Source organism: Methylocella sp. (genome assembly GCF_044226135.1).
Taxonomy (GTDB): domain Bacteria; phylum Pseudomonadota; class Alphaproteobacteria; order Rhizobiales; family Beijerinckiaceae; genus Methylocapsa.
The window spans coordinates 21,496-45,048 of sequence record NZ_JBGAHM010000020.1 but is presented as its reverse complement, the minus strand read 5'-3'; the positions used below and the strand labels follow the sequence as shown (position 1 = coordinate 45,048).

The following is a 23,553-nucleotide window of genomic DNA, read 5'->3' as shown; positions in this document are numbered from 1 at the left end:
TTAATTTCTTTCTGGCGCGGTTTGTTTTTCGCCGATTTGTCTTTCAAGGAGCGGAAAGCCGACACGTGAAGCCAACGGATCGACTTTGCTTCGGGGAATTCCGGCTCGATCCGGCGAACGCGCTGCTCGTTCGGGGCGACGAGCGCGTCGTCATCGCGCCGAAGCCGTTCGATCTGCTGTGTTATCTCGTCGAGCGCGCCGGCCGCCTCGCGACCAAGGACGAACTGCTCGACGCCGTGTGGGGCGACGGCCGGGGCGCCGAATCGAGCCTCAGCGTGTCGATCAACGCGCTGCGCACGGCGCTCGGCGACGATTCGAAATCGCCCACCTACATCGAAACCGTTTCGCGCCGGGGCTATCGATTCGTGGCGCCCGTGCTCGTCGAGCCGGAACAGAGCGGGCCGGCCGCGCCCGAGCGTCCGCAGGCGGAGCCCGCCGTCCTGTCGGCGCCGCTCCTGCGCGCGGACGGGCGCAATGATCTTCGCGTCGGGCGCGCGGCGCAGCTCGCGGCGCTCGAGGCTCTGGCCGCGCAGGCGGCGAGCGGCGCGCGCCAGTTCGTCTTCCTGACCGGGGAGGCCGGCATCGGCAAGACGACGCTCGTCGAAATGCTGATCGAGCGCCTCGCCGCGCGCGGGGTCAACGTCCTCGCCGGGCGCTGCGTCGAGCATTTTTCGGCCGAAGAGGCGTTCCTGCCCCTGCTCGAGGCGATCGAGGACGGCGCGGCCCGCGCCGGCTCGGAAGCCTTCCGGAAGGCGCTGCGCGATCACGCGCCGACCTGGGTCGCCGAGATTCCCGGCGTCGTCCCGGCCGAAGACCTGGCGGCGTTGCGGCACGACGTTCTGGGCGCGACGCGCGAGCGCCGGCTGCGCGAATTCGCCGATCTGTTCGAGCGCCTCGGCGCGCAGGGCCCGTGGCTGCTCGCGCTCGAAGACCTGCACTGGAGCGACCTCGCCACGCTTGACGCGCTGTCAAGGCTCGCGCATGGACGGGGGCGGGCGCCGCTGCTCGTCGTCGCGACCTACCGCAAGCCCGACGTCGCGCTCTCCGACCATCCGGTCGGGCGGCTGCATCAGGAGCTGCATGTGCGCGGCCTCTGCGCCGAGCTTCCGCTGAGCGGCCTGTCGCAGCCCAACGTCGAGCGTTATCTCGAGCTGCGCCTCGGCGGCGAGACGACGTCCGATCTCGGCGCGCAGGTGTTCTGGCGCACGCAGGGCCAGCCGCTGTTCCTCGTGGCGCTCGTCGAATATTTCGTGACGCAGGGCATGATCGTCGAGGTCGAGGGCCGCTGGGCGCCGTCGGCGCTGAAGCCGATCAGCCAGGACGGCATGCCGCGCGACCTCGCCGAGGCGATCGCGCGGCGCATCGACCGGCTCGCCCCGAACGACCAGCGCATGCTCGAAATCGCGAGCGCGGCGGGGGCGAAATTCTCGGCCGCGCTCGTCGCCGCCGCCATGCGGCGCGAAGTCGGCGACGTCGAGGAGGCCTGCGAGGCGCTGGCGCGCGGCGGGCAGGCGCTCGCCCCGGACGGCGTCGAGGAATGGCCCGACGGCGCCATCGCCGGGCGTTACCGCTTTCAACATGCGCTCTACCAGGAGTTTCTGCAGCAGCGCCTCGCGCCCGGCCAGCGCGCGCAGGCGCACCGCCTGTTCGGCGAGCGGCTTGAGCGCGCCTACGCCGGCCGCACCCAGGAGGTCGCCTCGACGCTCGCCGCCTATTTCGAACAGGGGCGCGACTTCGCCAGGGCCGCGCGCTTTCTTGAAGAGGCGGCGGCGCAGGCGGCGAAGCGCCTCAACAACCGCGAAGCCGCCGTCTATCTCGACCGCGCCCTCGCCCTCGTCGACCGCCTGCCGGCCGAAAGCCAGGCCGAGGCGCGCCTGCGCCTGTTGCAGAACAGGGGCTGGACCCGCCGCTCGGCCGGCGACTTCATGGGCGCGATCGAGGATTTCGCCGCGACCGTCGCCCTGTCCGAAACCGAAGGCGACCGCGAGGCGCAGATCAGGGCGCTCGTCGACCTCAGCCGCTTCTGCCTGTTCTTCGACCGCGCGCGCTGCCTTGGCCTCGCCGGGCGCGCGGCGGACTTGAGCCGCGGCCTCGAAATCGGGGACCTGCGTTCGCTCGCCGAGGCGAACCGGGCCAATCTCACGCTGCTCCTCACCGGATGGCGTGACGACGAGGCCGCCCTGTGCCGGAGCGCGCTCGCGCCGCTGCGCGGCTCGAACGACGCGGCCATGATCGTCAGGAACATGCAGGTCGAGGCGGTGCTCGAACTCATGAACGCGCGCTACGAGCGCTGCCGCGCCGTCGCCGAAGACGGCGAACAGCGTTCGCATGAGGCGGGCGACGTCTATTTTTATCTGGTGTTCAGCATATTGAAGGGCACCGCGCTGGTGTATCTGGGGCGGCTCGGCGCGGCGCTCAAGCTGCTGCGCGAGGTTCTCGAACAGACCGAAAAAAACGCCTCGCGCGCGCTGAGCGGCCCCTGCCTGCTGCATATCGCCTGGATTCACGCCGAAGCGGGCGACCATGAGGGCGCGCTGCGGATCTGCGAGGAGATCCTCGACGACGGGCTCAAGCGCAATCCGTCAAATTACTATCTCGCCTACAACGTGCTGGCGAAAGCGCGCCTCGGTCTTGGGGATCTCGCCGGCGCGCGCGCCGTGCTGGACGAAGAGACCCGGCATGTCGAGGACGTCATCGTCGAGACGACGCATCAATATCTCTATCTGCACAACGGCGCCGAGCTCAGCCTCCTCTCGGGCGACCTCGCGCAGGCGCGCGACTGGGCGCAGCGGCTGCGCCGCCTCGCCGCCGCGCCGCCCGAGAGCGCCTATCTCGCGCTCGCCCATCGCCTGTCGGCCAGGATCGCGCTGGCCGAAGGCGACCTCGCGCAGGCGCGCGCCGACATCCTCGACGCGGCGGAGGTCGTCGCCGGCGGGGGCGCGCCGCTCGCTGCGGCGCGGGTCCACGACTGCGCCGCCGAAATATTCGCGGCGGCCGGACGCGAGGAAAAAGCGGCCGAATTCCGCGCCGAAGCCGCGCGCGCGCGCGGCGTCCTCGCCCGGTCGTTTGATGCGGGCGAACCGTTGCAGGCGCTCATGCAGCGCGGCGTCGGACACGAGACGATCGGCTGAAGCCATATCTGTTGCAGCATAGCTACAGTCGGTTGCGGAAATGCGCCGCCGACGTCCGGCGCTTTGCGCGCCGCAGCATTGTCCTGTATATATAAATTTATATCACGAGCCACGCCAGACCCATCGGAGCGCCACCGAGCGCGCGCACGCGGCCGTGCATTCCGGGACTTCACGCCATGTCTTCTTCGCGGTCTTCTTCGCGCGCAAAAGTTCAAAAGGCCGTTCTGGCCCTTCTCGCCTCCGGCGTTTCCAGCCTCGCGCTTGAGGCCAGGGCGCAAACCGTCGCGGCGCCCCCCGAGGCCCAGTTGCCGCCGGTCATGGTCGACGGCGCGCCCGGCGCGGCGACGCAGACGATCGGGGCCGTCGACGCGCCTTCGACCGTCTATGAGGTCGGGCCGACGATCATCGACCTCACAAATCCGGGCGGCACGGCGAACCCCTATCGCGCCGTTTCGATCCTGCCGTCGGTGGACGCGCCGGCGATCGACGCTTTCGGCCTCGCCAACATTCCAGGGAGCGGCAAGGGATTTCGCGTGCGCGGCGAGACGCCGCAACATGGCGCGAACAATCTGACGATCGAAGGTCTGCCGATCGCCGGCGTCAACCCGGGGCCGGGCCTCCTGTCGCTTCTTTCCAATGAGAACGTGAGCTCGATCCGCCTGTATCAGGGCCCGGTTCCGTCGGACGTCAGCTCCTTCACCACCAACGCCGGCGTGCTCGACATGCGGCTGCGCTGGCCCGAAAAGAAGGCGGGCGCCGAATTCTCGCAGAGCTTCGGCTCGTCCTATTTTCTGCGCAGCTTCGGCCGCGTCGATTCGGGCGATCTGTTCAACGGCACGACGAATGTCTTCGTTTCGGGCTCCTGGACCGACGCCGATCTGTGGCGCGGCCCGGGCGACGGGGCGAACGGAAACGTCAACATCTCGGCGGGCCTCTCGACCAGGATCGAAAACTTCGAGGGCAAGGCGTTTCTCCTCTACAATGACATGAGGCAGAACACCTACCGGCCGCTGACCTACACGCAGGTGCAGAATCTCGCCGCCTATCAATATTACGGCTATTCGAACGATCCGGCCGCGCTCAACAATTACTACAGGAACAACCGCCAGTCCTTCGCGACATGGCTCGCCCTGGCGGAGCTGAGCTACGCCTTCACGGACAATCTGCGCGTGGTGGTGAAGCCTTTTTTCGCCAATGAGAACGGCGACTATTGGGACGCGCTCGGCTCCGGGCGCGTGCGCGACTGGCGCATCGACCACAACTGGTACGGTCTGACGGCCGAAGCGCAGGGGCGTTTCGGCGCGAGCGAGATCAAGGGCGGCTACTGGCTGACCTCGCTCGGCCTGCCCGGGCCGCCGACCGCGTGGAAGACCTATGCGCCGACCGCGACGGGCGGGCTCATGAGCCCGATGTGGGCGATTCTGGCGCAGGAGACGAGCCGCAACCGGTTTCAAAGCGTCTACACGCAGCTCGACCACGACTTCGGCGGCGCGCGGCTCGAAGCCGGCGCGCGTTATGTCTGGAACGACATGCCGGGCATCAACGCCTATTCGACGACAGGCGTCGGCGCGCTCGACTATGACGCCGCTCTCGCCGCCTCTTCGGGCGTCGTCGCCGCCAACAGCGTCGGAAGCAAGATGTCGGGCGCCTTCCTGCCCTACATGGCGCTGAGTTACGATCTGACGCCCGAGCTGCAGCTGCGCGGCAGCGTCGGCGGCAATTACGGCGCGCCGTCCTATGACGTCTGGCCGGCCTATCAGCAGAACGTCGCGGCGTTCCGGGCGGCGGGGCTGAGCGCCGACCAACTGTGGCGACAGCTCAAGCTCGAAACCACGGCGGCGGTCGATTTCGGCTTCCGCTGGACCCACGCCTTCGACGGCTTCGGCGACGTCTCGATCGAGCCGACCGGCTATTTCTCGCGAAGCAGCAACCGCAACGTCGTCTATGACAACGGCGTCGGAGTCTCCTACGGCCAGAACGTCGGCGAGACCCGCAACGCCGGCGGACAGCTGCTCGGCCGCTGGCGCCCGCGCGACGATCTCGATTTCTTCGCCGCCGTCGGCTACACGAGCAACCAGTTCGTCGAGAACCTTCCCGTTCTGGCGACGGCTTCGGCGGCGACCGTCGCCGCGGCCAATGTGGTCGGCACGCAACTGCCGAACGTGCCGCAATGGACGGCGTCGTTTGGCGGAACCTGGCGCTGGAACGGCTTTTCGGCGACGCCGGTCGTCAATTTCGTCAGCGGCCGCTGGGGCGACACGGCGCAGACGCAATATGTGTCCGGCTACGCCACCGTCGACCTCAATCTCGCCTACAGCTATGCGATGCCTTACGGCACGCTCGAGGCGAGCGTCGCGCTGACCAATCTGTTCGACGCGCGCTACATCGGCTTCATCAACAACGGCTACTATCAGCAGTCGGCGCTCGGCGGCGCCTTCTATTATCCGGGCGCGCCGCGGGCCGTCGTCGGCCGCATCGCGGTGAAATTGTGAGACGGCTCGTCTGCGCGTTTCTCGCGCTCGCCGCAGCCTGTTGCGCCACGGCCGCGCAAGCGCGCGAGATCGTCGACATGACCGGGCGGCGCGTGACGCTTCCCGACGAGATCCGGCGCGTCTACACGACGGCGCCGCCGGTCGGCCTCGTCGTTTATGCGCTCGCGCCGACCACGCTCCTTGGCTGGAATTTTCCGCCGTTTCTGCCGCTGCCGGGCGACGCCGAAGCGCTCGTCGCGCCCGCCGCGCGCGGCTTGCCGGTCTTCGGCAACATGATGGGGCATGGCCAGCAGACCAATATGGAGCAGGTCATCGCGCTGAAGCCTGATCTCGCCGTCGCCTGGTCCAATCCGCTCCTCGACGGCGCGGCGCTCGAAAAGCGCTTCGCCGAGGCGAAAATTCCGCTCGTCGTCCTGAAGCTCGACAGCCTCGAGGATTACCCGCGCGCCTTCGAGCTGATGGGCGAGGTTCTGGGCGACCCGGCGCGCGGCGCCGAACTCGCCGCCTATGTGCGGGGCGCGCTCGACAGGCTCGACGCGCTGGCGCGGCGTCTGCCCGAGCGTCGCGTGAAGGTTTATTACGCCGAAAGCGCCGACGGGCTCGCCACGGATTGCGACTCCTCGATTCATTCCGAAGCGATCCGCCGCGCGGGCGGCGACAACATCCACCGCTGCCGGCAGGCGCAGCTCGTCGGCATGGAGCGCGTCAGCCTCGAAGAGATCGCCGCCGCCGCGCCCGACCTGATCGTGGCGCAGGAGCGCGCCTTCGGCGAGGCGGCGGCGGCGCCGCGCTGGCGCGCCGTGAGGGCCGCGGCGGAAGGCCATGTCCTTTTCGTTCCCCGCGCGCCCTTCAACTGGATCGACCGCCCGCCGGGCTTCATGCAGGCGCTCGGGACGCAATGGCTCGCCAACGCCTTCTATCCGGACCTTTATCCGCTCGACGTCGAGGCCGAGGCGCGGCGCTTCTACAAGCTGTTCCTCCATGTCGACATCGACGGCGCGCGCGCCGCGCGCCTTCTGCAATGACGCGGAGGCGCGCTTGACGACGCAGGACCATGCCGCGCCGTCGTCCGCGCGCGCGACGGCCGGGGCGGGGCTGTTCGCCGCCGCGCTCGTCCTGCTCGTCGCGCTCGCCATGGCGCTCGCCCTGACGCTCGGCCGCTACCCCATCGGCCTTTTCGACATTGGCCGGCTTCTGCTCTACGGCGTCGGCGCAGGTCCGCGTCCGGATGATTTCGACATCCTCGCCAATGTGGTGATCGAGATCCGTCTGCCGCGCGTCCTTTCCGCCGCGCTCGTCGGGGCCGCGCTTTCGGTTTCGGGCGCGGCCTATCAGGCGGCCTTTCGCAATCCGCTCGTTTCGCCCGACATTCTGGGCGTGTTGAGCGGCGCGGCTTTCGGCGCCGTCGCGGCGCTGATGCTCGGGGCCGGCTGGCTCGTCATGCAGATCGCGGGCTTTTGCGGCGGCGTCGCGGCGGCGCTCGTCGGCGTCGGCGTCGCGAGCCTGTTCGGCGAGGCTTCCATCATCATGCTGGTGCTCGGCGGGCTCGTCAGCGGCGCGCTGTTCACGGCGCTGCTGACGGTCCTGAAATATGTCGCCGATCCCTATAATCAGCTGCCCGCCATCGTCTATTGGCTCATGGGCGGCCTTGGCGCGGCGGATCTCGCGCAGCTTCGCGCGGCGGGTCCGCCGATCGTCGCCGGCCTCGTCGCGCTCATGGCGCTCGGACGCGCGCTCGACGCGCTTTCCATGGGCGACGACGAGGCGAGGGCGCTCGGCGTGCCGGTCGAGCGGCTGCGCCTGGGCGTCGTGGCGGCGGCGACGCTCGTCTCCTCTCTCGCCGTGTCGCTCGCCGGCATGATCGGCTGGATCGGGCTGTTCATCCCGCATCTCGCGCGGCTCGTGGTCGGGCCGGCGAACGCGCGTCTCGTTCCTGCGAGCGCCGCCTTCGGCGCGGTCTTTCTCATCGGCGCCGACGCCGTGTCGCGCTCGGCGGCGGCCGTCGAGATTCCGATCGGCGTCCTGACCGAGCTTCTCGGCATTCCGGCCTTCATCCTCGCCCTGTCGCGCGCGCGCAGAAGCTGGGCCGCGTGAGCGCCGCCTTGCCCGCGCTCCTTGAGCTCGATCATGTGGGCTTTTCCTTTTCCGCGCGCGAGATCATCCATGACGCCAGTCTGCGCGTCTGCGCGGGCGAGCTCGTCGCGCTGCTCGGCGGCAACGGCGCGGGCAAAAGCACGCTGCTGCGGCTCGGCCTCGGGCTGCTTCGGCCTTCGCGCGGTCGCGTCTTCGCGGGCGGCGATCCGCTCGAGCGCCTGAGCCGGCGCGAGATCGCGCGTCGCCTCGCCTATGCGCCGCAGGCCCATGCGGCGGCGTTTCCCTATCTTGCGCTCGACGTCGTGCTGCTCGGGCGGCTCGCCCATGGCGGGCTGTTTCGCGCGCCAAGCGACGACGACCGCGCGCTCGCCGCGCGCGCGCTCGCCGATCTCGGCGTCGCTCATCTCGCGCGGCGACGCTACACCGAGCTTTCCGGCGGCGAGCGGCAGATGATTCTGCTCGCCCGCGCGCTCGCGCAGGAGGCGCGCGTGCTGATCCTCGACGAACCTGCGAGCGGCCTCGATTTCGGCCGCCAGATCGTCCTGCTGCAGACGCTGCGCCGCCTCGCCGACGATGGATTCGGCGTGCTGATGACGACGCATCATCCAGACCATGCGCTCGCCGCCGCCGACAGGGTCGTTCTGCTCAAGGGGGGCGCGACGCTGCGGCAGGGCGCGGCGCGCGAAATCGTCACGCCGGAGGCGATCTTCGACCTCTACGGGGTGCGGATCGCCTCCGTCGGCGGGCTCGCCGAAACGGCGTTCGCGCAGAAAGCCTCCTGAGCGGCGCGAACTCTTGACGTTTCAGATATACAGTATCTTATAGCATACGGTATGGCGACGCCGCCGCTCAAGCTTGATCTGCGGCGGCGCTGAAGGAGCATCGAAATGTTTCCACGCGCGCGACAAGCGCTTGTTTCCTGTGGGCTCGCCTTCGCTCTCGCCTGCGTCGGGCTCGCGGCCAACGCCCAGGCGCCGGCCACGCTCAACGTCTTCGCGGCGGCGAGCATGAAGACGGCGCTCGACTCCATCGCCCAGGCGTGGGTCGAGAAGGGCAACAAGGCGCCCGCGATCGTCTATGGCTCGTCCGCCGTGCTCGCCAAGCAGATCGAGCAGGGCGCGCCGGCCGACGTCTTCATCTCTGCCGACCTGCAGTGGATGGACTATCTCGACAAGGCGAAGCTGCTGCGGCCCGGCACGCGCCGCAGCTTCCTCGGCAACGAGCTTGTGCTGATCGAGCCGGCCGACAAAAAGACCTCGCTCAAGATCGAAAAGGGCTTCGGCCTCGCCGGCGCGGTCGGGGACGGCAAGATCGCCGTCTGCTCCGTCGCCTCCTGTCCCGGCGGCGTCTACGCCAAGCAGGCGCTGACGGCGCTTGGCGTCTGGGAGAAGACCGAGCCGAAGCTCGCCCAGGCCGACAACATCCGCGCGGCGCTCGCCCTCGTCGCGCGCGGCGAGGCGTCTTTCGGCATCGTTTACGCCACCGACGCGAAGTCGGAGCCGAAGGTGCGCGTCGTCGGCGTGTTCCCGGCCGACAGCCACGCCCCGATCGTCTATCCGGTGGCGATTCTCGAAGAGTCGAAGAATCCCGAAGCCGCAAGCTTCGTCGCGTTCCTGTCTTCGCAGGCGGCGACCAAGATCCTGACCGGCCAGGGCTTCTCGATCCTGGCGAAATAAGGCGTCGGCGACGGCTGGCGCAGCGCGCCGGCCGTCGGCCACGGTCTTCGGGCGGCGCCGCGGCGCCGCGAGAGAGGCGCAGGTGTTTGATTTTTCGCCCGGCGAATGGACTGCGATTTTCCTGTCGCTGCGCATCGCGATCGTCGCCACGGTCGCGAGCCTGCCCTTCGCCATTCTGACCGCCTATGCGCTGGCGCGCTGGAGCTTTCCCGGCAAGACGCTGTTCAACGGGTTCGTCCACCTGCCGCTCGTCATGCCGCCGGTCGTCACGGGCTTCATTCTCCTCATCCTGTTCGGGCGGCGCGGAACCTTCGGCCCGTTTCTCGAAAGCCTCGGGATCGTGCTGGCTTTCCGCTGGACCGGCGCGGCGCTCGCCTGCGCGGTGATGGGCTTTCCGCTGATGGTGCGCGCCATGCGCCTGTCGTTTGAAAACGTCGACCGCCGTCTCGAACTCGCCTCCGGCACGCTCGGCGCGAGCAAACTCTGGACCTTCGCCGTCGTCACCCTGCCGCTCGCGACGCCTGGCGTCGTCGTCGGCTGCATTCTCGGTTTCGCGAGGGCGCTCGGCGAATTCGGCGCGACCATCACCTTCGTCTCCAACATCCCCGGCGAGACGCAGACCATTTCGGCCGCGATCTACACCTTCACCCAGGTTCCGGGCGGCGACGAAGGCGCGATGCGCCTCACGCTCGTCGCCGTCGTCATCGCGCTCGCGGCGCTGATGGCCTCCGAGCTGGTGCAACATTACGCCGACCGGCGGGTGGCGAGTTTCGAATGATCGAGGTTGACGTCGGACTGGACCTCAAGTCCTTCAAGCTTGACGTCGCCTTCGGCGACGGCGAAGGGATCACCGCGCTTTTCGGCCCGTCGGGATGCGGAAAGTCGCTGACGCTCGGCGTCATCGCCGGGCTGAGACGGCCGGACCGCGGCTATGTGCGGCTCGACGGCCGCCCGCTCGTCGACGTCGAGCAGGGCGTGTTCGAGCCGCCGCACAGGCGGCGCATCGGCGTCGTGTTCCAGGACGCGAACCTCTTTCCGCATCTGAGCGTGCGCCAGAACCTGCTTTATGGGCGCTGGTTCGCGCCGAAGGGCGCGGAGCGGCTCGGCTTCGACGCGGCGGTCGAAACGCTCGGCATCACCAAGCTCCTCGACCGCCAGCCGGCGCGGCTCTCGGGCGGCGAGCGCCAGCGCGTCGGCATCGGCCGCGCGCTCCTGTCCTGCCCGAAACTGCTCCTCTTCGACGAGCCGCTCGCGGCGCTCGACATGTCGCGCAAGCTCGAGATCATGCCGCTGATCGAGCGCATCCGCGACGAGTTCCATATTCCGATGGTCTATGTGTCCCATGCGGTCGAGGAGGTCGTGCGGCTCGCGAGCCGCGTCGTCGTGCTGCAGAACGGCAAGGTCAAGAAGATCGGCACGCCGAACGAGGCGTTCGGCGCGGACGCCGCGCTCGAGGACGACCGTTTCGAGCGCGCCTCGGCGCTGAAGGCGGTCGTCGGGCGCGAGGATCCCGTCTATGGGCTGACCGAGCTCAAGCATCCGCCGGGCTCGATCTGGGTCGCCGGCGCGGTCAGGCCGGCTGGACGCGCGGTGAACATCTCGGTGCGCGCGAGCGACGTCATTCTGGCCGTCGAGCAGCCGAAGGGGCTGAGCCCGCGCAACACGCTCGCCGGCGCGGTGCTGACGATCGAGGCGGACGGCGGGCCGACGGTCACGATTTCCCATCGCGCTCGAAGGCGGCGAGCGGCTTGCCGCGACGGCGACGCGCAAGGCGGTCGACGAACTCGGTCTGAAGTCCGGGAGAGCTGGTCTTCGCCATGATCAAGGCGACGGCGCTCGACGAGCGCATGATGTCGGCGCCGATCGTCTTCGATCCCAACCTCTAACGCCGCCGCTTCATCGAGTCGTGAGCAAGTTGCAGACTTTCGCATGAAGAAAACGCATTTAAACAACGTAAAAGTCTGCAACTTTTACTGAATGCGCTCTGGAAATTGCGGGCGCGCGGAGCCGTTCGGCGGCTGATCGCAGGCGTTTTGACGTCTTGCGCTCCGGTCCAAACGACCGCGGGTTTCGTGATCATCCCGTGCGCTCCCAGGCGAAGACGCCTCAACAGGAAATTGGAGCGAAAACCCATCGGCTTTTCGCTCCAATTACGCCGCTGTTTTGCGTTCCGCTCGACGCCCTTGAAGGCGGCGCTCAGAACGCGCAGCTTGTGGCCCGAAGCGACGCCCTTGACGAGGGTCTCGCGCGGCGAGGCGTTCTTGAGCTTGCAGACCGAGGACGAGAACTGCCACGACTTTGCACTTCGAGTCGTTCCAGCACTGCGTTTCGCAGGCGACAGGCGTCGCGGGGTTGAGCGCCACGCTGCTCATGTCGGAGCTGTTGAGCGCGACGCCCGTTGCTCCAGCTGAAGGTGCTGCCGCTGTAATAGATCGGGTCGGGAATGCCGGCGGGGAAGCAGTTGGAGCACATGGTGAGGCCGGACACCGATCCCGCCGGGATCCGGCCCGAACCATAGGTCGGCCAGCCCTTGACGTCGATGAGCTTGACGCTGTTGCGGTAGACGAAAAACTGGGGCGAGCCGGCGACGAGAGGCGCGCGAAACATTCATTCCCTTCTTGACCTGCATGGACGTCAGCTTGCCGTCCCAGATGCCGATTTCGGCGTTGTCCTTGAGGAAGGCCACAAGCTCGATTTCGTCATAGGCCGGCAGATTCCAGGATGGAATGGTCGGCCGCTTGGTCAGGCCGAGATGGTCGCGCTATTGGCGGCCAGGCGATAGGTCTGGCCGGCGATAGAAATAGACGATCGCGTCGTCGATGATTTCGGCGGCGCGCCCTTGCGCAGCCAGGTCGTGTAATAGCCCGTGAGGTCGTAGTAGCCGAGCGAGGGATGGTTGTACTGGTTCTGCGACGGCGCGATGGCGGTGCCTTCGCCGTAATCGTTCCAGGTGAAGATCATCACGTCGCCGAGGGCGGATCCAAGCGCGATCTGGGATTCCCAGGCGGCGGCGATAGGCTTCGCTGTTATGGCCCTCGTAAAACGGTTTCGCTGGCGCTCTGATAGGCTTGGGGCCCATGCTGCCGAACAGCTTGACCGCGCCGGTCCAGTTGATCGGCGTTCCGCCGCCGTAGGTCTTGCTTTCGACACGCCGCCGACATTGGCGAGCACGCGCGCGGCGCTGGTGCGGTCCGTGTCGCCGTCATGCAGGCCGTTGATCGTCGCCGTCGGGATGCTGGCGTAGGGCGAGAAGATGCAGCCGTTGGCCTGGCCGTTGCGCGCCGCCGCTGCCGAACACGGGGCCCCAGGAGACCGGCGTGCCGTTCGCCTTCATGACGGACAGGGCGGTCACATATTGCGAAGCCGGAAAGCATTCGGTGCAGAAGGGCGAGAGCTGGGGATAATTGTTCGAATCAGCCCAGCGATAGATGTTCGGGTGCTTGTAAATGGTCGTGCCGTCGATGGGCGCGGTCCACATGTTCGCCAGGTCGGTCGGCTTGATCCCGGCCGTCATGTCCGGCATCGGCAGCACCTTGAAGCGCTTGTCGACCGCCGCCGCCGCGCGCAGCACGTTGATCAGCGCGCCGATAGCCAGCCCGTCCGCCGCTGCCCGGATTGCCGGCGCAATTGGTTCTCGACTGCGACCAGTCGCAGGTCGAAAACAGATTGATCGCGATGCCGTTGATCCCGCGCGCGATCATGCGGACGAATTCAGCCTTCAGATTGTCAATGATGGGGTTGAAGCCGAGCCGGACGACGGCGACGGCGACGGACAAAGCCGCTGATTGCCGGCAGAATTCGGCGTATTGGACGGAATAATATAATACACAGGTGCTGTTCGGCCAATAATCATTCTGCTGCGTCTGAAGAGGCGCGAAAACATAATGCGCGAAATACATTCTTAGAAAGAATTAAGAACCTCGTCTGTGGTCAAGGCGACGTAAGGCTGCCCTGCGGCCAGGGCGCGCGATGAAAAATTGGCGGCCAGACTTATAAGAACGAGTAAAAACAAGGATACGCGCCCGAGAACACGCGCCCCTCGACGCGTCGCCTGGCAAGATGATTTAGCTATCGTCTCGCATGACATAACCGGCTTTCCCTTCGCCGTGGCACATTTGCGATCTGACTAGATCATCCCCTAACCGAACCGGTGAGGCTCGGCGTAAAACGGAATTTTGTCTGTAATGTAAATTTTGAAAAACGTCACTAATCATCCAGGGCTTGGCGCGCCTGGCAGCCCATCTTATGAATCGCCTGAGCAGTAAAAAATTGGTTCCGCTTGCGCGGGCCTTGCGCCACGCCGCGCGCCTCTACGGAGAGGGCGCGACCGCTCAAAAGGCGGTCATGACGTCGAAAAAAGAGCTTCAAACCGGCGACGGAAGGGTTGAATCCGCGCTGTTCTGCGGGCCTGCGGCGTAACGTCGCAACAGGGCTCACCGCCGCCGAGACGGCCCTTGCGGCGCGCCGCGTCCGAGCCGGGCAGTCGCGGCGCAGCCTCGAGCGCGCGTTTTACGTCTCGAATGTTCGAAGCGCGTCAGGCGTCCCGAGCGCTCAGGCGTTTGTTCGCGGCGCCCGCCGGACGACGGGCGCGCAAGACGAGGCGGTGGCACAGGAAGGCGAGAGAGACCGAAACTATGAACGGCCCCAGCGTGCCGACGAGCGAACCGCGCAGGATAATGAAGATATAGAGGCGATCGTCGCGATCATGATCTGTCCGAGATAATCCGACCGCTCCTTGTAGAAAGCGAAACGGTCGTCGCCCATGCGCACGAGCAGGCCGAACAGCAGGGAGAACAGGATCACGCCCGGTATGCCGAAATCGACATAGAATTCCGACGGAAGGGCGAGAAATATTATACATGGGATAGCCGAAGAAGAGCGCGGCTTCTCCGCCTGTCCCTCCGGATTTTTCTGGCCACAACGGCTGGGGCACGAAGAAAAGAAGGGCGAGGCGATGCTGACGCCGCCTTTTCCGCCGAGCTCGTCATGCATGGCGACGACGTTGATGGTTGACTGCAAGCCGTCGAAGTCGCCGCTCTTCGTGAATTCTTCGAGCGGAGACCTGGCGTAGCTTGCGGAGAGATCGCCGCGCGACAGATAGCTGATGTAGGAAAACAAGCCCGCCTGCGCGCCGATATGGGCGGCGGCGATGATGAATTTCTGAATTCTGTTGAACTTGAACAGGACGAGAAACGTCGAGATGATATAGCTGCCGAGAAAATGAAGCGCGCGACCGCGAGGGGCGAGTTCAGCAGGAAAACGCCCGCGCCGAACAGAGCGACAAGTACGCCGGCCTTCTTCGGTCCGATAGAGGAAAATTCCGAACAGAAAGCCGAGAAAACTGAAGAGCGCGCCAGCGCCTCCAGAACGAGCTTCATGGGCGTCGGCGACGTCGTGCCCGCGGCAGCGCGTTCGATTCCCGGATCGTCTGCAAAAAGGTGCCGAATCCGACCGCGGTCGCGTGCAGACGAGCGCGGTCAGAGCGCAGAGAATCGTCGCGAGCGCGAGGCGATGCGGCACGGCCTGGCGGGCGGCGTCGCCGATGAGAGTTGATGCTGTAGCCGAGAAAGAAGCAACAGATGAACACCGCGATGACGATTGCGGCGTTCAGCACCGGGCCGGAGAATAGCCAGCTTGAAAGAAAGGAAACTGCCCATAGGCCACATGAAAATAGCCAGGAAGCAAGAAGTAAAAGATGAGATATATGCAGGTCAGAAGATGGATCGGCCGCGGTTGGGAATCGCATAGATTGCCGATGAGCATCAGCAGCAGGGCGCCGATGCAGCCGAAAAGGATCGTCAATGAATCGGCGTATTGACGGCTGAAGGGCAGAGTCCAGAACAGAAGCGCGATGGCGGCCGGCGTGACCAGCAGAAACGAGCCCGGCACGGCGTTGAGAAGCGAGCGCATGGGGAGAGCAGGCCTTCCGGCGGGCGCCGAAAACCTCAATCCCGATCGAAGGCGCGATGCGCACGGCGGAGATGCTCCTCAATATGGCGCGGCGACGGACGCGAGCCGCCCGCGCGGCCTTGCGAAGATCGCGAAGAAAACTTTGGCGGCCTGCAAGGAAAATAGACATTATCTAACTATTCCCCCGCCTGCGTCGAAACTTGTCCAGAAAGCTGGCTGACGAGCCGCAGAGGCGACGCCAGCGTCGGCGAATCATGCGGTTGTTCCGGCGAAGCCGGATGCGTAAGCTGCGAAGGAAGATTACAACCTTGTGATTGTAAAACGCGCGCTCAAAAATGCATCGCGCCGATTTCAACGCGAGCGATTATTTGTATGGCGCGGCGCGATATAGTCAAGCGCCGCAAGATAAAGGTGTTTTTAATCTTTATGCGATGATCTGCGCCTATACGGGACGGTGAGGAGGCCTGACGCCCGAAGAGGCTTCGCGCGCCCCGAAGCCAAAGCCGCGCGTCCGCTTATCCCGCCTTGCGGAGGCCGGCGTCGGGTTTTGGCGCTTTGAGCGCATTCAGTGAGTCGATCTGCCGAATGCGCTCTAACTACTTGTTTTAGACGCATTTTTAACGCAAAGTCTGCAACTTTTGCTGAAAATGCTCTAGCGCGCGCGCCGAACGAGGCGTTCAGCGCGGACGTCGCGCTCGAGGACGACCGTTTCGAGCGCGCGTCGGCGCTGACCGCGGTGGTGGGGCGCGAGGATCCCGTCTATGGGCTGACCGAGCTCAAGCATCCCGCGGGCTCGATCTGGGTCGCCGGCGCGGTCAGGCCCATGGGACGCGCGGTGAACATCTCGGTGCGCGCAAGCGACGTCATCCTGGCCGTCGAGCCGCCCAAGGGGCTGAGCCCGCGCAACATCCTCGCGGGCGCGGTGCTGTCGATCGAGGCGGACGGCGGCCCGTCGGTCACGATTTCCCTCGCGCTCGAAGGCGGGGAGAAGCTTGCCGCGACGGCGACGCGCAAGGCGGTCGACGAACTCGGTCTGAAGTCCGGCGAGCTGGTCTTCGCCATGGTCAAGGCGACGGCGCTCGACGAGCGCATGATGTCGGCGCCGATCGTCTTCAATCCTACCCTCTAGAGCGCGTTCATCGAGTCGTGAGCATGCTCTAACATCTTGTTTTTACGCATTTTCTTAACGTAAAAGTCTGCAACTTTTACTGAAAACGCTAGCGTCGCCTGATCGCCAGGCCTCGTTTTGACGTCTGCGCTCCGGCGAAGCGCCCGCACGTCGTGAAGGCCCCGTGGCTCCCAGACGAAGACGCCCGCAAGGAGGACCTTGCGGGCGCTTTCATTCAAGGCGTTCGGCACGCGAAGGCGGCGCTCAGAAGCGCAGCTTGTGGCCCGAAGCGACTCCCTTGGCGAGGCTCTCGCGCGGCGAGCCGTTCTTGAGCTTGCAGACCGAGGACGAGAACTGCCACGATTTGCAGCTCGAATCGTTCCAGCACTTCGTTTCGCAGGCGGCGGGCGTCGCCGGGTTGAGCGCCACGCTGCTCATGTCGGAGCCGTTGAGGGCGACCCCGTTGCTCCAGTTGAAGGTGCTGCCGCTGTAATAGATCGGGTCGGGAATGCCGGCCGGGAAGCAGTTGGAGCACATGGTGAGGCCCGACACCGAGCCCGCCGGGATCTGGCCCGAACCATAGGTCGGCCAGCCCTTGACGTCGATGAGCTTGACGCTGTTGCGGTAGACGAAAAACTGGGGCGATCCGGCGACGAGGGGCGCGCGAAGCACGTTCATTCCCTTCTTGACCTTTATCGTCGTCAGCTTCTTGCCGTCCCAGATGCAGATCTCGGCGTCGTCCTTCACGAAGGCCACGAGTTCGATCTCGTCATAGGCCGGCAGGTTCCAGGAGGGGATGGTCGGACGCTTCGACAGGCCGGAGATGGTCGCGTTATGGGCGGCCGAATAGCTCTGGCGACGGTAGAAATAGACAATGGCGTCGTCGGTGATCTCAGGCGGCGAGCCCTTGCGCAGCCAGGTGGTGTAATAGCCCGTGAGATCGTAGAAGCCCATCGAGGGATGATTGTACTGGTTCTGCGACGGCGCGATGGCCGTGCCCTCGCCGTAGTCGTTCCAGGTGAAGATCATCACGTCGCCGAGGGCGGAGCCGAGCGCGATCTGGGACTCCCAGGCGGCGCGGTAGGCTTCGCTGTTATGGGCTTCATAGACGGTGCCGCTGGCGCTCTGATAGGCCTGCGGGCCCATGCCGCCGAACAGCTTGACCGGTCCGGTCCAGTTGATCTTCGTGCCGCCGCCATAGGGCGCGCCTTTCGACACGCCGCCGACGTTGGCGAGCACGCGCGCGGCGCTCGTGCGGTCGGTGCTGACGTCATGCATGCCGTTGAGCGTCGCGGTCGGCAGGCTGGCGTAGGACGAGAAGGTGCAGCCGTTGGCCTGGCCGTTGCAGCCGCCGCTGCCGAACACGGGACCCCAGGAAACAGGCGTGCCGTTCGACTTCATGACCGACAGGGCGGTCGCATATTGCGAGGCCGGGAAGCACTCGGTGCAAAATGGCGAGAGCTGCGGATAATTGTTCGAATCGGCCCAGCGATAGATGTTGGGGTGGTTGTAAATCGTGGTGCCGTCGATCGGCGCGGTCCACATGTTCGGAAGGTCGGTCGGCTTGATCCCGGCCGTCATGTCCGGCATCGGCAGCACCTTGAAGCGCTTGTCGACCGCCGCCGCGGCGCGCAGCACGTTGATGAGCGCGCCGGGATAGCCGGCCTTGCCTCCGCTGCCCGGATTGCCGCCGCAATTCGCGCCCGACTGCGACCAGTCGCAGGTCGAGAACAGATTGATCGCGATGCCGTTGATGCCGCGCGCAATCATGCGGACGATTTCGGCCTTCAGATTGTCAATAATGTAAGTTGAAGCTGAGCCGGAACTCGGCGAAGGCGATGGGCAGAGACGCTGGTTCCCGGCCGAATTCGGCGTATTCTTCGGAATAATGTAGTACATGCAGGTGCTGTTCGGCCAATAATCGTTCTGCTGCGTCTGAAGAGGCGCAAAGACATAATGGGCGAACACGTTCTTTGACGAATTCAGGACTTCGTCTGACGACAGGGCCGCGAATGGTTGGTCCGCGGCGACGGCCCTCGAAGCAAGGTTCGGGATCAGGAACATAAGGGCAAGTAAGAAAGCGGCCGCGCCTTCGATGACGCGCGATCGCGACCCCCTCGGAACATAAGATGACTTAGCTTTCGTCTCGCATGACATAACCGGCTTTTCCCCTTCGCCGTGGTCCTTTTGCGATTCGACTAGAAATCCCCCCGGCCGAACCGTCGAGGATCAGGCGTAAAACGGAATTTTGTCTGTAATGTGTAAATTTTGAAAAACGTCACTAGTCATCTTGGTCCGGGCCGTCAGCCGCCTACAACCTATGGAATCGCACGAGCAGTAAAAATCGTTCCGCTTGTGTGGGGCTTGCGCCAAAAAAACGTCGCGCAAGAGCGGGCGGCCTGCGGCGGCGGCGCTTGAGCGCGACGCGCGCAGGGAGCGGCGGGCGAGGGAGACTCGGGCGCGGGTTATGGCATTTGCGGCGTAATGCCGCAGGGCGATCCAGCGACGAAACACGGCCTTCGCCGACGAAGGGCGCGGCGTGAATGACGCGCGAATGTCTTTTCGGAAAGGGAGCGCCGCTCACCCGTCCCGCGCGGCGACGCCTGAAAATGTCGCGGCCGGCGCCGGGACGCAGACGAGCCGATGGCAAACGAAGGCGAGCGCGATCGACACCATGAACGGCCCGAGCGTGCCGACGAGCGAGCCGCGCAGGATGATGAAGATATAGGAGGCGACCGTCGCCATCATGATCTGGCCGAGATAGTCCGATCGCTCCTTGTAGAACGCGAAGCGGTCGTCGCCCATGCGGATGAGCAGGCCAAACAGCAGCGAAAAGACGATCACGCCCGGAATGCCGAAATCTATGTAGAACTCCGACGGCAGCGGCGATGATATATTATACATCGGATAGCCGAAGAAAAGCGCGGCTTCGCCGCCCGTGCCGCCCGATTTTTCCGGCCACAACGGCCGGGGCACGAAGAAAAACAGCGCCGAGGCGATGTTGACGCCGCCTTTTCCGCCGAGCTCGTCATGCATCGCGACGACGTTGATCGTCGACTGGAAGCCGTCGAAGTCGCCGCTTTTCGTGAATTCTTCGAGTGGCGACCATGTGAAGCTCGCCGAAAGATCGCCGCGCGACAGGTAGCTGATATAGGAGAAAAGGCCGGCCTGCGCCGAAATGAGGGCGGCGGCGATGATGAATTTCTGGACCCTGCTGAACTTGGTCAGGACCAGGAAGGTCGAGATGATATAGCTGCCGAGAATGAAGCGCGTGACGGCGAGCGGCGAGTTCAGGAGGAAAAACACGCCCGCGCCGAACAGGGCGGCGAACAGATTGCCCGCGCTCTTTTCAATCCGGTAGAGAAAGACGCCGAACAGGAATCCAAAGAAGCTCGACGAGCGCGCCAGCGCGCCGAAGACGAGCTTGAACGGCGTCGGCGAGACGCTGCCCGCGGCCTGCAGCGCGTTCGCCTCCCGGATCGTCTGAAGGAACGTGCCGAAGCCGACGGCCGCCGCGCAGACGAGGGCGGTGACGCCGCACAGGAGGGTCGCGAGCATGAGGCGGTGCGGCACGGCGCGGCGGGCGCAGTCGCCGATGGCGATCTGGACGCTGTAGCCGAGAAAAAAGCAGCAGATGAACACGGCGACGACGATCGCGGCGTTCAGCACCTGGGCCGGAGAATAGCCGGCCTGGAAGAAAGGATACTGCCCATAGGCCACATGGAAATAGCCAGGCAGAAGAAAGTAGAAGATAAGATATATGCAGGTCAGCAGATGGATCGGTCGCGGCCGGGCGTCGCACAGATTGGCGATCATCATGAGCAGAAGCGCGGCGATGCAGCCGAACATGATCGTCAGCGCGTCGGCGTTCTGTCTGTTGAACGGCAGAAGCCAGAACAGCAGGGCGATGGCTGGCGGCGCGACGAGCAGAAAAGAGCCCGGAACGGCGTTGAGCAGCGCGCGCATCGGGAGCGTGGCCTTGCGGCGCCCGTCGAAAACTTCAAGCTCCATCGAAGGCGCGACGCGCATGGCAGGCCGACTCCCGAACATGCCTCCCCGGCCACAGCCGGGCGGAGAGGCTCCGCGCGGCGAGGATCGCAAGGAAATCTTTGTCGGCCCGCAAGGAAATAGGCATGATCTTAGCTGTCTCCACCCCCCGCCTGGGCGGCGCCGCCCTGCGGGCCAGCCGCGATCGAGGCTGTCTTTACGGCGCGGCGCTTTTGGTCCTGGCGCATGGGCGCGGCTTCGCCCCTGACCTCATTTCCGGGGAACGTCGCCGAACAGGTTTTTCCGGTTCGTGTTCGGCTTTGTGTTTGTCTTGGCGCAGGGCGAACCCTTTCGGTCAAGGCTAGGAATGAAGCGCGGGACTTAAATTTACAAACGCGTGATTGCACAATGCTCGTTTCGATTGTGAGGCTTGCATCGCGACACGCGGGATTATCTGTATGGCGGGGAGGGTCTCGTCAAGCGTCGTCCGCCAATTCTTGATAATTCTTGAATTTGGCCTTGCGCGCCGGCGGGCGCGGCGTGGCGAAAACCCGGCTTAAAGCTCGCGCAGGACGGGCGCCGGCGGCAGCGACAGCGCCCGTAAAGACGCCGCAAGACCAAGCGCCAGGACCGCCGCGAGCGCGGCGAAGGCGGCGGCGAGCGCGATCCGCCAGTCGGGCGAAAAATCGAGATCCATGGCCCATCGCGCGACGGCGAAGGCCGCGCCCGCGCCGATCAGCGCCCCGGCGAGCGCCGCGGCCGCGCCGAGCAGCCCGAATTCCCAGGCGGCGGCGGCGAGGATGCGGCCGCGCGTCGCGCCGAGCGTCTTGAGGATGGCGGCCTCACGCGCGCGCGCGCTCTGGCGCGCGCCGATCGCGCCGGCGAGGGCGAGAATCGCCGTGGCGGCGGAAAAGGCCGAGGCCGCGCGCACGGCGGCGGCGAGCTTGTCGACGACGAGGCCCGCCGCGTCGAGCGCCTCCTTGACCCGCACGCTCGTGACCGACGGCCAGGCGGCGGCGAGCGCGCGCGACAGCGCCGTCTCCGTTTCGGGCGAGGCGCCGGCCGGCGGCGTGAGGGTCGCGACCATATTGTAGGGCGCGCCGGCGAAGGCGCCGGGCGAGAACACCAGCACGAAATTGAGGCCCATGCCGCGCCACTGCACCTTGCGCAGGCTGGCGACGCGCGCGGTCAGCGTGCGGCCGAGCACATTGACCGAAATCTCGTCGCCGACGTCGAGCCCGAGCCCTTCGGCGACGCGGTCTTCGAGCGAGACGAGCGGGGGGCCGGCGTAGTCCTTCGGCCACCATTCGCCCTTGACCACCGTTGAGCCCGGCGGCGGCGCGTCGGCGAAGGTGAGGCCGCGGTCTCCCTGCAGCGCCCAGGCGGCGCTGTCTCCGGGCTTCGCCGCCTCGGCCGGGCGCCCGGCGAGCCGGGTGATGCGCCCGCGCAACATGGGCGCGAGCGCGAGCTCGGCCTGCGGGGCGCGCGCTTTGACGAAAGCGGCGAAGGCCTCGGCCTCGCCGCCCGGCACGTCGAGGAAAAAGAAGCTCGGCGTTTTTCCGCCGCGCCCGCTGGCGAGGTCCGCGCGGACGCCGGCGTCGACGAGGGCGAGGGCGACGATGAGCGCGAGACCGAGGCCGAGCGACAGCAAGAGCGCCGGCGCGAGCGCGCCGGGGCGCCGGACGCTGGCGAGGGCGAGCCGCAGCGGCGCGGGCCCGAGCCGCCCCGCGCGGCGCGCGCCGGCCGTGACGAAGGCGGCGGCGAGGCGCATCAGCCCATAAGCGGCGAGGATCGCGCCGACGAAGACCAGCGCGATCCTGCGGTCGTCCGACAGGGCGAGGGCCGAGCCCGCAAGCAGCGCCGCCGCGCCAAGCGCGAGCAGGCGGTAGCGCAGGCGCGGGCGCGCCTCCTCGTCCTCGACGCTCTCGCGGAACACCGCCTGCGCCGGCGCGTCATGGGCGCGGCCAAGCGGGCGAACGCTGAAGGCGAAGGCGGTCAGGAGCCCGTAAAGCGCGCCCTCGGCGATCGCCGCGGGATGGACGGCCGGCGCCAGCGGAAACGGCAGGAGCGCGCCGAACAGGCCCGCCGCGACGAATGGAAAGGCCGATCCGAGCGCCGCGCCGAGCGCGACGCCGGCGAGCGCGACCAGCATGACCTCGGTCAGCATGAGCGAGAAGACGAAGCTTCCGCCGGCTCCGAGCGTCTTCAGCGCGGCCACGGCGCGGCGCTTCCTGAGCGCATAGGCCTCGGCCGCGTTGGCGACGCCGACGCCGCCGACGATCAGGGCGGCGAGGCCAATGAGCGTCAGAAACTGCGAGAAGCGGTCAAGATTGCGCGAGAACTGCGGCGAGACGTTGTCGCGCGTGCGGATCTCCCAGCCGGCCTCGGGCGCGGCGGCGCGAAGTCTTTGCGCGGCGGCGCGCACGGCGGCGTCCGACGCCGGCGCGCGACCGTCCTGCGGCAGGGCCACGCGCGCGACATGGCGAAACAAAGCGCCGGGCCGCGCCAGCCCCGAGGCTTCGAGCCCTTCCATGCTCATCAGCACGCGCGGGCCAAAGCCGATCCCGCTGGCGAGCTCGTCGGGCTCGCGCGTCACGAGCGCCTCGAGCCGATAGCGCCCCTCGCCGATGCGCATGACGTCGCCGAGCCTGAGGCCGAGGCGCGGCGGCAGCGCCGGGTCGACGGCGACGCCGAACACGCCGCCCTGCGCGGCGAGCGCCGCCTGCGGCGGCTCCGGCGGATCGAGCGCGAGGGCGCCGGCGAGAGGGTAGGCCGAATCGACCGCCTTGATCTCGACCATCGCCGCTTCGCCCGAGGCCGCCCGCGCCATGGCGCGCATCATCACGATCTCGGAGACGCGGCCGGCGCCTTCGATGAGCGCGCGCTCCGCGCCGTTCGGGGCGCGCTGGACGAGCTCGACGGCGAGGTCGCCGCCAAGGATCGCCGCGCCCTCGCGCGCGAGCCCGTCCCGGAGCGACAGCGACAGCGCGCCGACGCCGACGATGGCCGCGACGCCGAGCGCGAGGCAGAAGACGAGCACATAGAGGCCCGAAAAGCCGCCGCGCAGCTCGCGCAGGGCGAGGCGCAGGGCGAGCGGAAGGCGCAGGGCGGAGGGGAGCCGAAGGGCCTGCGCGAGGGACGCGAACATTTCGGCG

Annotated in this window: 17 protein-coding genes; 10 read left to right on the top strand and 7 right to left on the bottom strand. The window is 66.6% G+C overall.

Translation table 11 applies throughout. The features are described from left to right. Positions 1-65 precede the first annotated feature (65 nt). The 8 genes from ACILRB_RS10145 to modC all read left to right on the top strand — a co-directional run bounded on the left by ACILRB_RS10145 (position 66) and on the right by modC (position 11,214). The gene (locus ACILRB_RS10145; RefSeq protein ID WP_395666178.1) at positions 66-3,131 is read left to right on the top strand and encodes an ATP-binding protein; all 3,066 of its coding nucleotides are present in this window, start codon (positions 66-68) and stop codon (positions 3,129-3,131) included. Between the two features lie 305 nt (positions 3,132-3,436). Beyond that, the gene (locus ACILRB_RS10140) at positions 3,437-5,623 is read left to right on the top strand and encodes a TonB-dependent receptor (RefSeq protein WP_395666177.1); all 2,187 of its coding nucleotides are present in this window, start codon (positions 3,437-3,439) and stop codon (positions 5,621-5,623) included. Continuing rightward, positions 5,620-6,648, top strand: a complete 1,029-nt coding sequence (locus tag ACILRB_RS10135) for an ABC transporter substrate-binding protein (protein WP_395666176.1) — start codon at positions 5,620-5,622, stop codon at positions 6,646-6,648. The genes ACILRB_RS10140 and ACILRB_RS10135 overlap by 4 nt, the downstream gene beginning before the upstream one ends. Positions 6,649-6,661: 13 nt before the next feature. Further along, positions 6,662-7,717, top strand: a complete 1,056-nt coding sequence (locus ACILRB_RS10130) for a FecCD family ABC transporter permease (RefSeq protein ID WP_395666175.1) — start codon at positions 6,662-6,664, stop codon at positions 7,715-7,717. Continuing rightward, positions 7,714-8,499, top strand: a complete 786-nt coding sequence (locus tag ACILRB_RS10125) for an ABC transporter ATP-binding protein (RefSeq protein ID WP_395666174.1) — start codon at positions 7,714-7,716, stop codon at positions 8,497-8,499. The genes ACILRB_RS10130 and ACILRB_RS10125 overlap by 4 nt, the downstream gene beginning before the upstream one ends. A 105-nt stretch (positions 8,500-8,604) precedes the next feature. Beyond that, positions 8,605-9,393, top strand: a complete 789-nt coding sequence (gene modA, locus ACILRB_RS10120; RefSeq protein WP_395666173.1) for a molybdate ABC transporter substrate-binding protein — start codon at positions 8,605-8,607, stop codon at positions 9,391-9,393. Positions 9,394-9,475: 82 nt separating this feature from the next. Beyond that, entirely contained in the window at positions 9,476-10,171 is a 696-nt protein-coding gene (gene modB, locus ACILRB_RS10115) for a molybdate ABC transporter permease subunit (RefSeq protein WP_395666172.1), read from the top strand. Continuing rightward, a complete protein-coding gene (gene modC / locus ACILRB_RS10110; protein ID WP_395666171.1) occupies positions 10,168-11,214 on the top strand; it encodes a molybdenum ABC transporter ATP-binding protein in 1,047 nt (348 codons plus the stop codon). Before modB ends, modC begins: the two co-directional genes overlap by 4 nt. A 921-nt stretch (positions 11,215-12,135) precedes the next feature. Here modC and ACILRB_RS10105 read toward each other — a convergent pair. Together ACILRB_RS10105 and ACILRB_RS10100 are read right to left on the bottom strand one after the other, a co-directional pair. Beyond that, positions 12,136-12,354 carry a hypothetical protein gene (locus ACILRB_RS10105; RefSeq protein ID WP_395666170.1) on the bottom strand — a complete coding sequence of 73 codons (219 nt, stop codon included), beginning with the start codon at positions 12,352-12,354 and terminating at the stop codon, positions 12,136-12,138. 241 nt (positions 12,355-12,595) lie between these two features. Further along, positions 12,596-12,916: a hypothetical protein gene (locus tag ACILRB_RS10100; RefSeq protein WP_395666169.1), complete on the bottom strand. Its 321-nt coding sequence runs from the start codon at positions 12,914-12,916 to the stop codon at positions 12,596-12,598. On the opposite strand from ACILRB_RS10100, the gene ACILRB_RS10095 reads away from it, so the two are divergent. After that, the gene (locus ACILRB_RS10095) at positions 12,906-13,178 is read left to right on the top strand and encodes a hypothetical protein (protein ID WP_395666168.1); all 273 of its coding nucleotides are present in this window, start codon (positions 12,906-12,908) and stop codon (positions 13,176-13,178) included. The genes ACILRB_RS10100 and ACILRB_RS10095 overlap by 11 nt on opposite strands. Positions 13,179-14,025: 847 nt before the next feature. Here ACILRB_RS10095 and ACILRB_RS10090 read toward each other — a convergent pair. Continuing rightward, a complete protein-coding gene (locus ACILRB_RS10090) occupies positions 14,026-14,913 on the bottom strand; it encodes a hypothetical protein (protein ID WP_395666167.1) in 888 nt (295 codons plus the stop codon). An 87-nt stretch (positions 14,914-15,000) separates the two neighbouring features. Further along, positions 15,001-15,303, bottom strand: a complete 303-nt coding sequence (locus ACILRB_RS10085) for a hypothetical protein (RefSeq protein ID WP_395666166.1) — start codon at positions 15,301-15,303, stop codon at positions 15,001-15,003. 568 nt (positions 15,304-15,871) lie between these two features. Here ACILRB_RS10085 and ACILRB_RS10080 point away from each other — a divergent pair. Further along, a complete protein-coding gene (locus ACILRB_RS10080) occupies positions 15,872-16,432 on the top strand; it encodes a TOBE domain-containing protein (RefSeq protein ID WP_395666165.1) in 561 nt (186 codons plus the stop codon). Positions 16,433-16,675: 243 nt separating this feature from the next. Here ACILRB_RS10080 and ACILRB_RS10075 read toward each other — a convergent pair whose 3' ends face one another. The 3 genes from ACILRB_RS10075 to ACILRB_RS10065 all read right to left on the bottom strand — a co-directional run bounded on the left by ACILRB_RS10075 (position 16,676) and on the right by ACILRB_RS10065 (position 23,546). Continuing rightward, positions 16,676-18,181, bottom strand: a complete 1,506-nt coding sequence (locus ACILRB_RS10075; RefSeq protein ID WP_395666164.1) for an endo-1,3-alpha-glucanase family glycosylhydrolase — start codon at positions 18,179-18,181, stop codon at positions 16,676-16,678. A gap of 810 nt (positions 18,182-18,991) precedes the next feature. Continuing rightward, the gene (locus tag ACILRB_RS10070) at positions 18,992-20,440 is read right to left on the bottom strand and encodes a hypothetical protein (RefSeq protein WP_395666163.1); all 1,449 of its coding nucleotides are present in this window, start codon (positions 20,438-20,440) and stop codon (positions 18,992-18,994) included. Positions 20,441-20,954: 514 nt separating this feature from the next. Then, complete coding sequence (locus ACILRB_RS10065) at positions 20,955-23,546, bottom strand: ABC transporter permease (protein WP_395666162.1); 2,592 nt, start codon at positions 23,544-23,546, stop codon at positions 20,955-20,957. Positions 23,547-23,553: the final 7 nt, after the last annotated feature.

Bases quoted from the DNA above. Each gene is read 5' to 3' on its own strand.
- modA (WP_395666173.1), top strand. From the start codon at position 8,605: ATGTTTCCACGCGCGCGACAAGCGCTTGTTTCCTGTGGGCTCGCCTTC.
- modC (WP_395666171.1), top strand. From the start codon at position 10,168: ATGATCGAGGTTGACGTCGGACTGGACCTCAAGTCCTTCAAGCTTGAC.
- ACILRB_RS10105 (WP_395666170.1), bottom strand. From the start codon at position 12,354: ATGATCTTCACCTGGAACGATTACGGCGAAGGCACCGCCATCGCGCCG.
- ACILRB_RS10095 (WP_395666168.1), top strand. From the start codon at position 12,906: ATGTCCGGCATCGGCAGCACCTTGAAGCGCTTGTCGACCGCCGCCGCC.
- ACILRB_RS10100 (WP_395666169.1), bottom strand. From the start codon at position 12,916: ATGCCGGACATGACGGCCGGGATCAAGCCGACCGACCTGGCGAACATG.
- ACILRB_RS10085 (WP_395666166.1), bottom strand. From the start codon at position 15,303: ATGCGCTCGCTTCTCAACGCCGTGCCGGGCTCGTTTCTGCTGGTCACG.
- ACILRB_RS10075 (WP_395666164.1), bottom strand. From the start codon at position 18,181: ATGATTGCGCGCGGCATCAACGGCATCGCGATCAATCTGTTCTCGACC.
- ACILRB_RS10070 (WP_395666163.1), bottom strand. From the start codon at position 20,440: ATGCGCGTCGCGCCTTCGATGGAGCTTGAAGTTTTCGACGGGCGCCGC.
- ACILRB_RS10065 (WP_395666162.1), bottom strand. From the start codon at position 23,546: ATGTTCGCGTCCCTCGCGCAGGCCCTTCGGCTCCCCTCCGCCCTGCGC.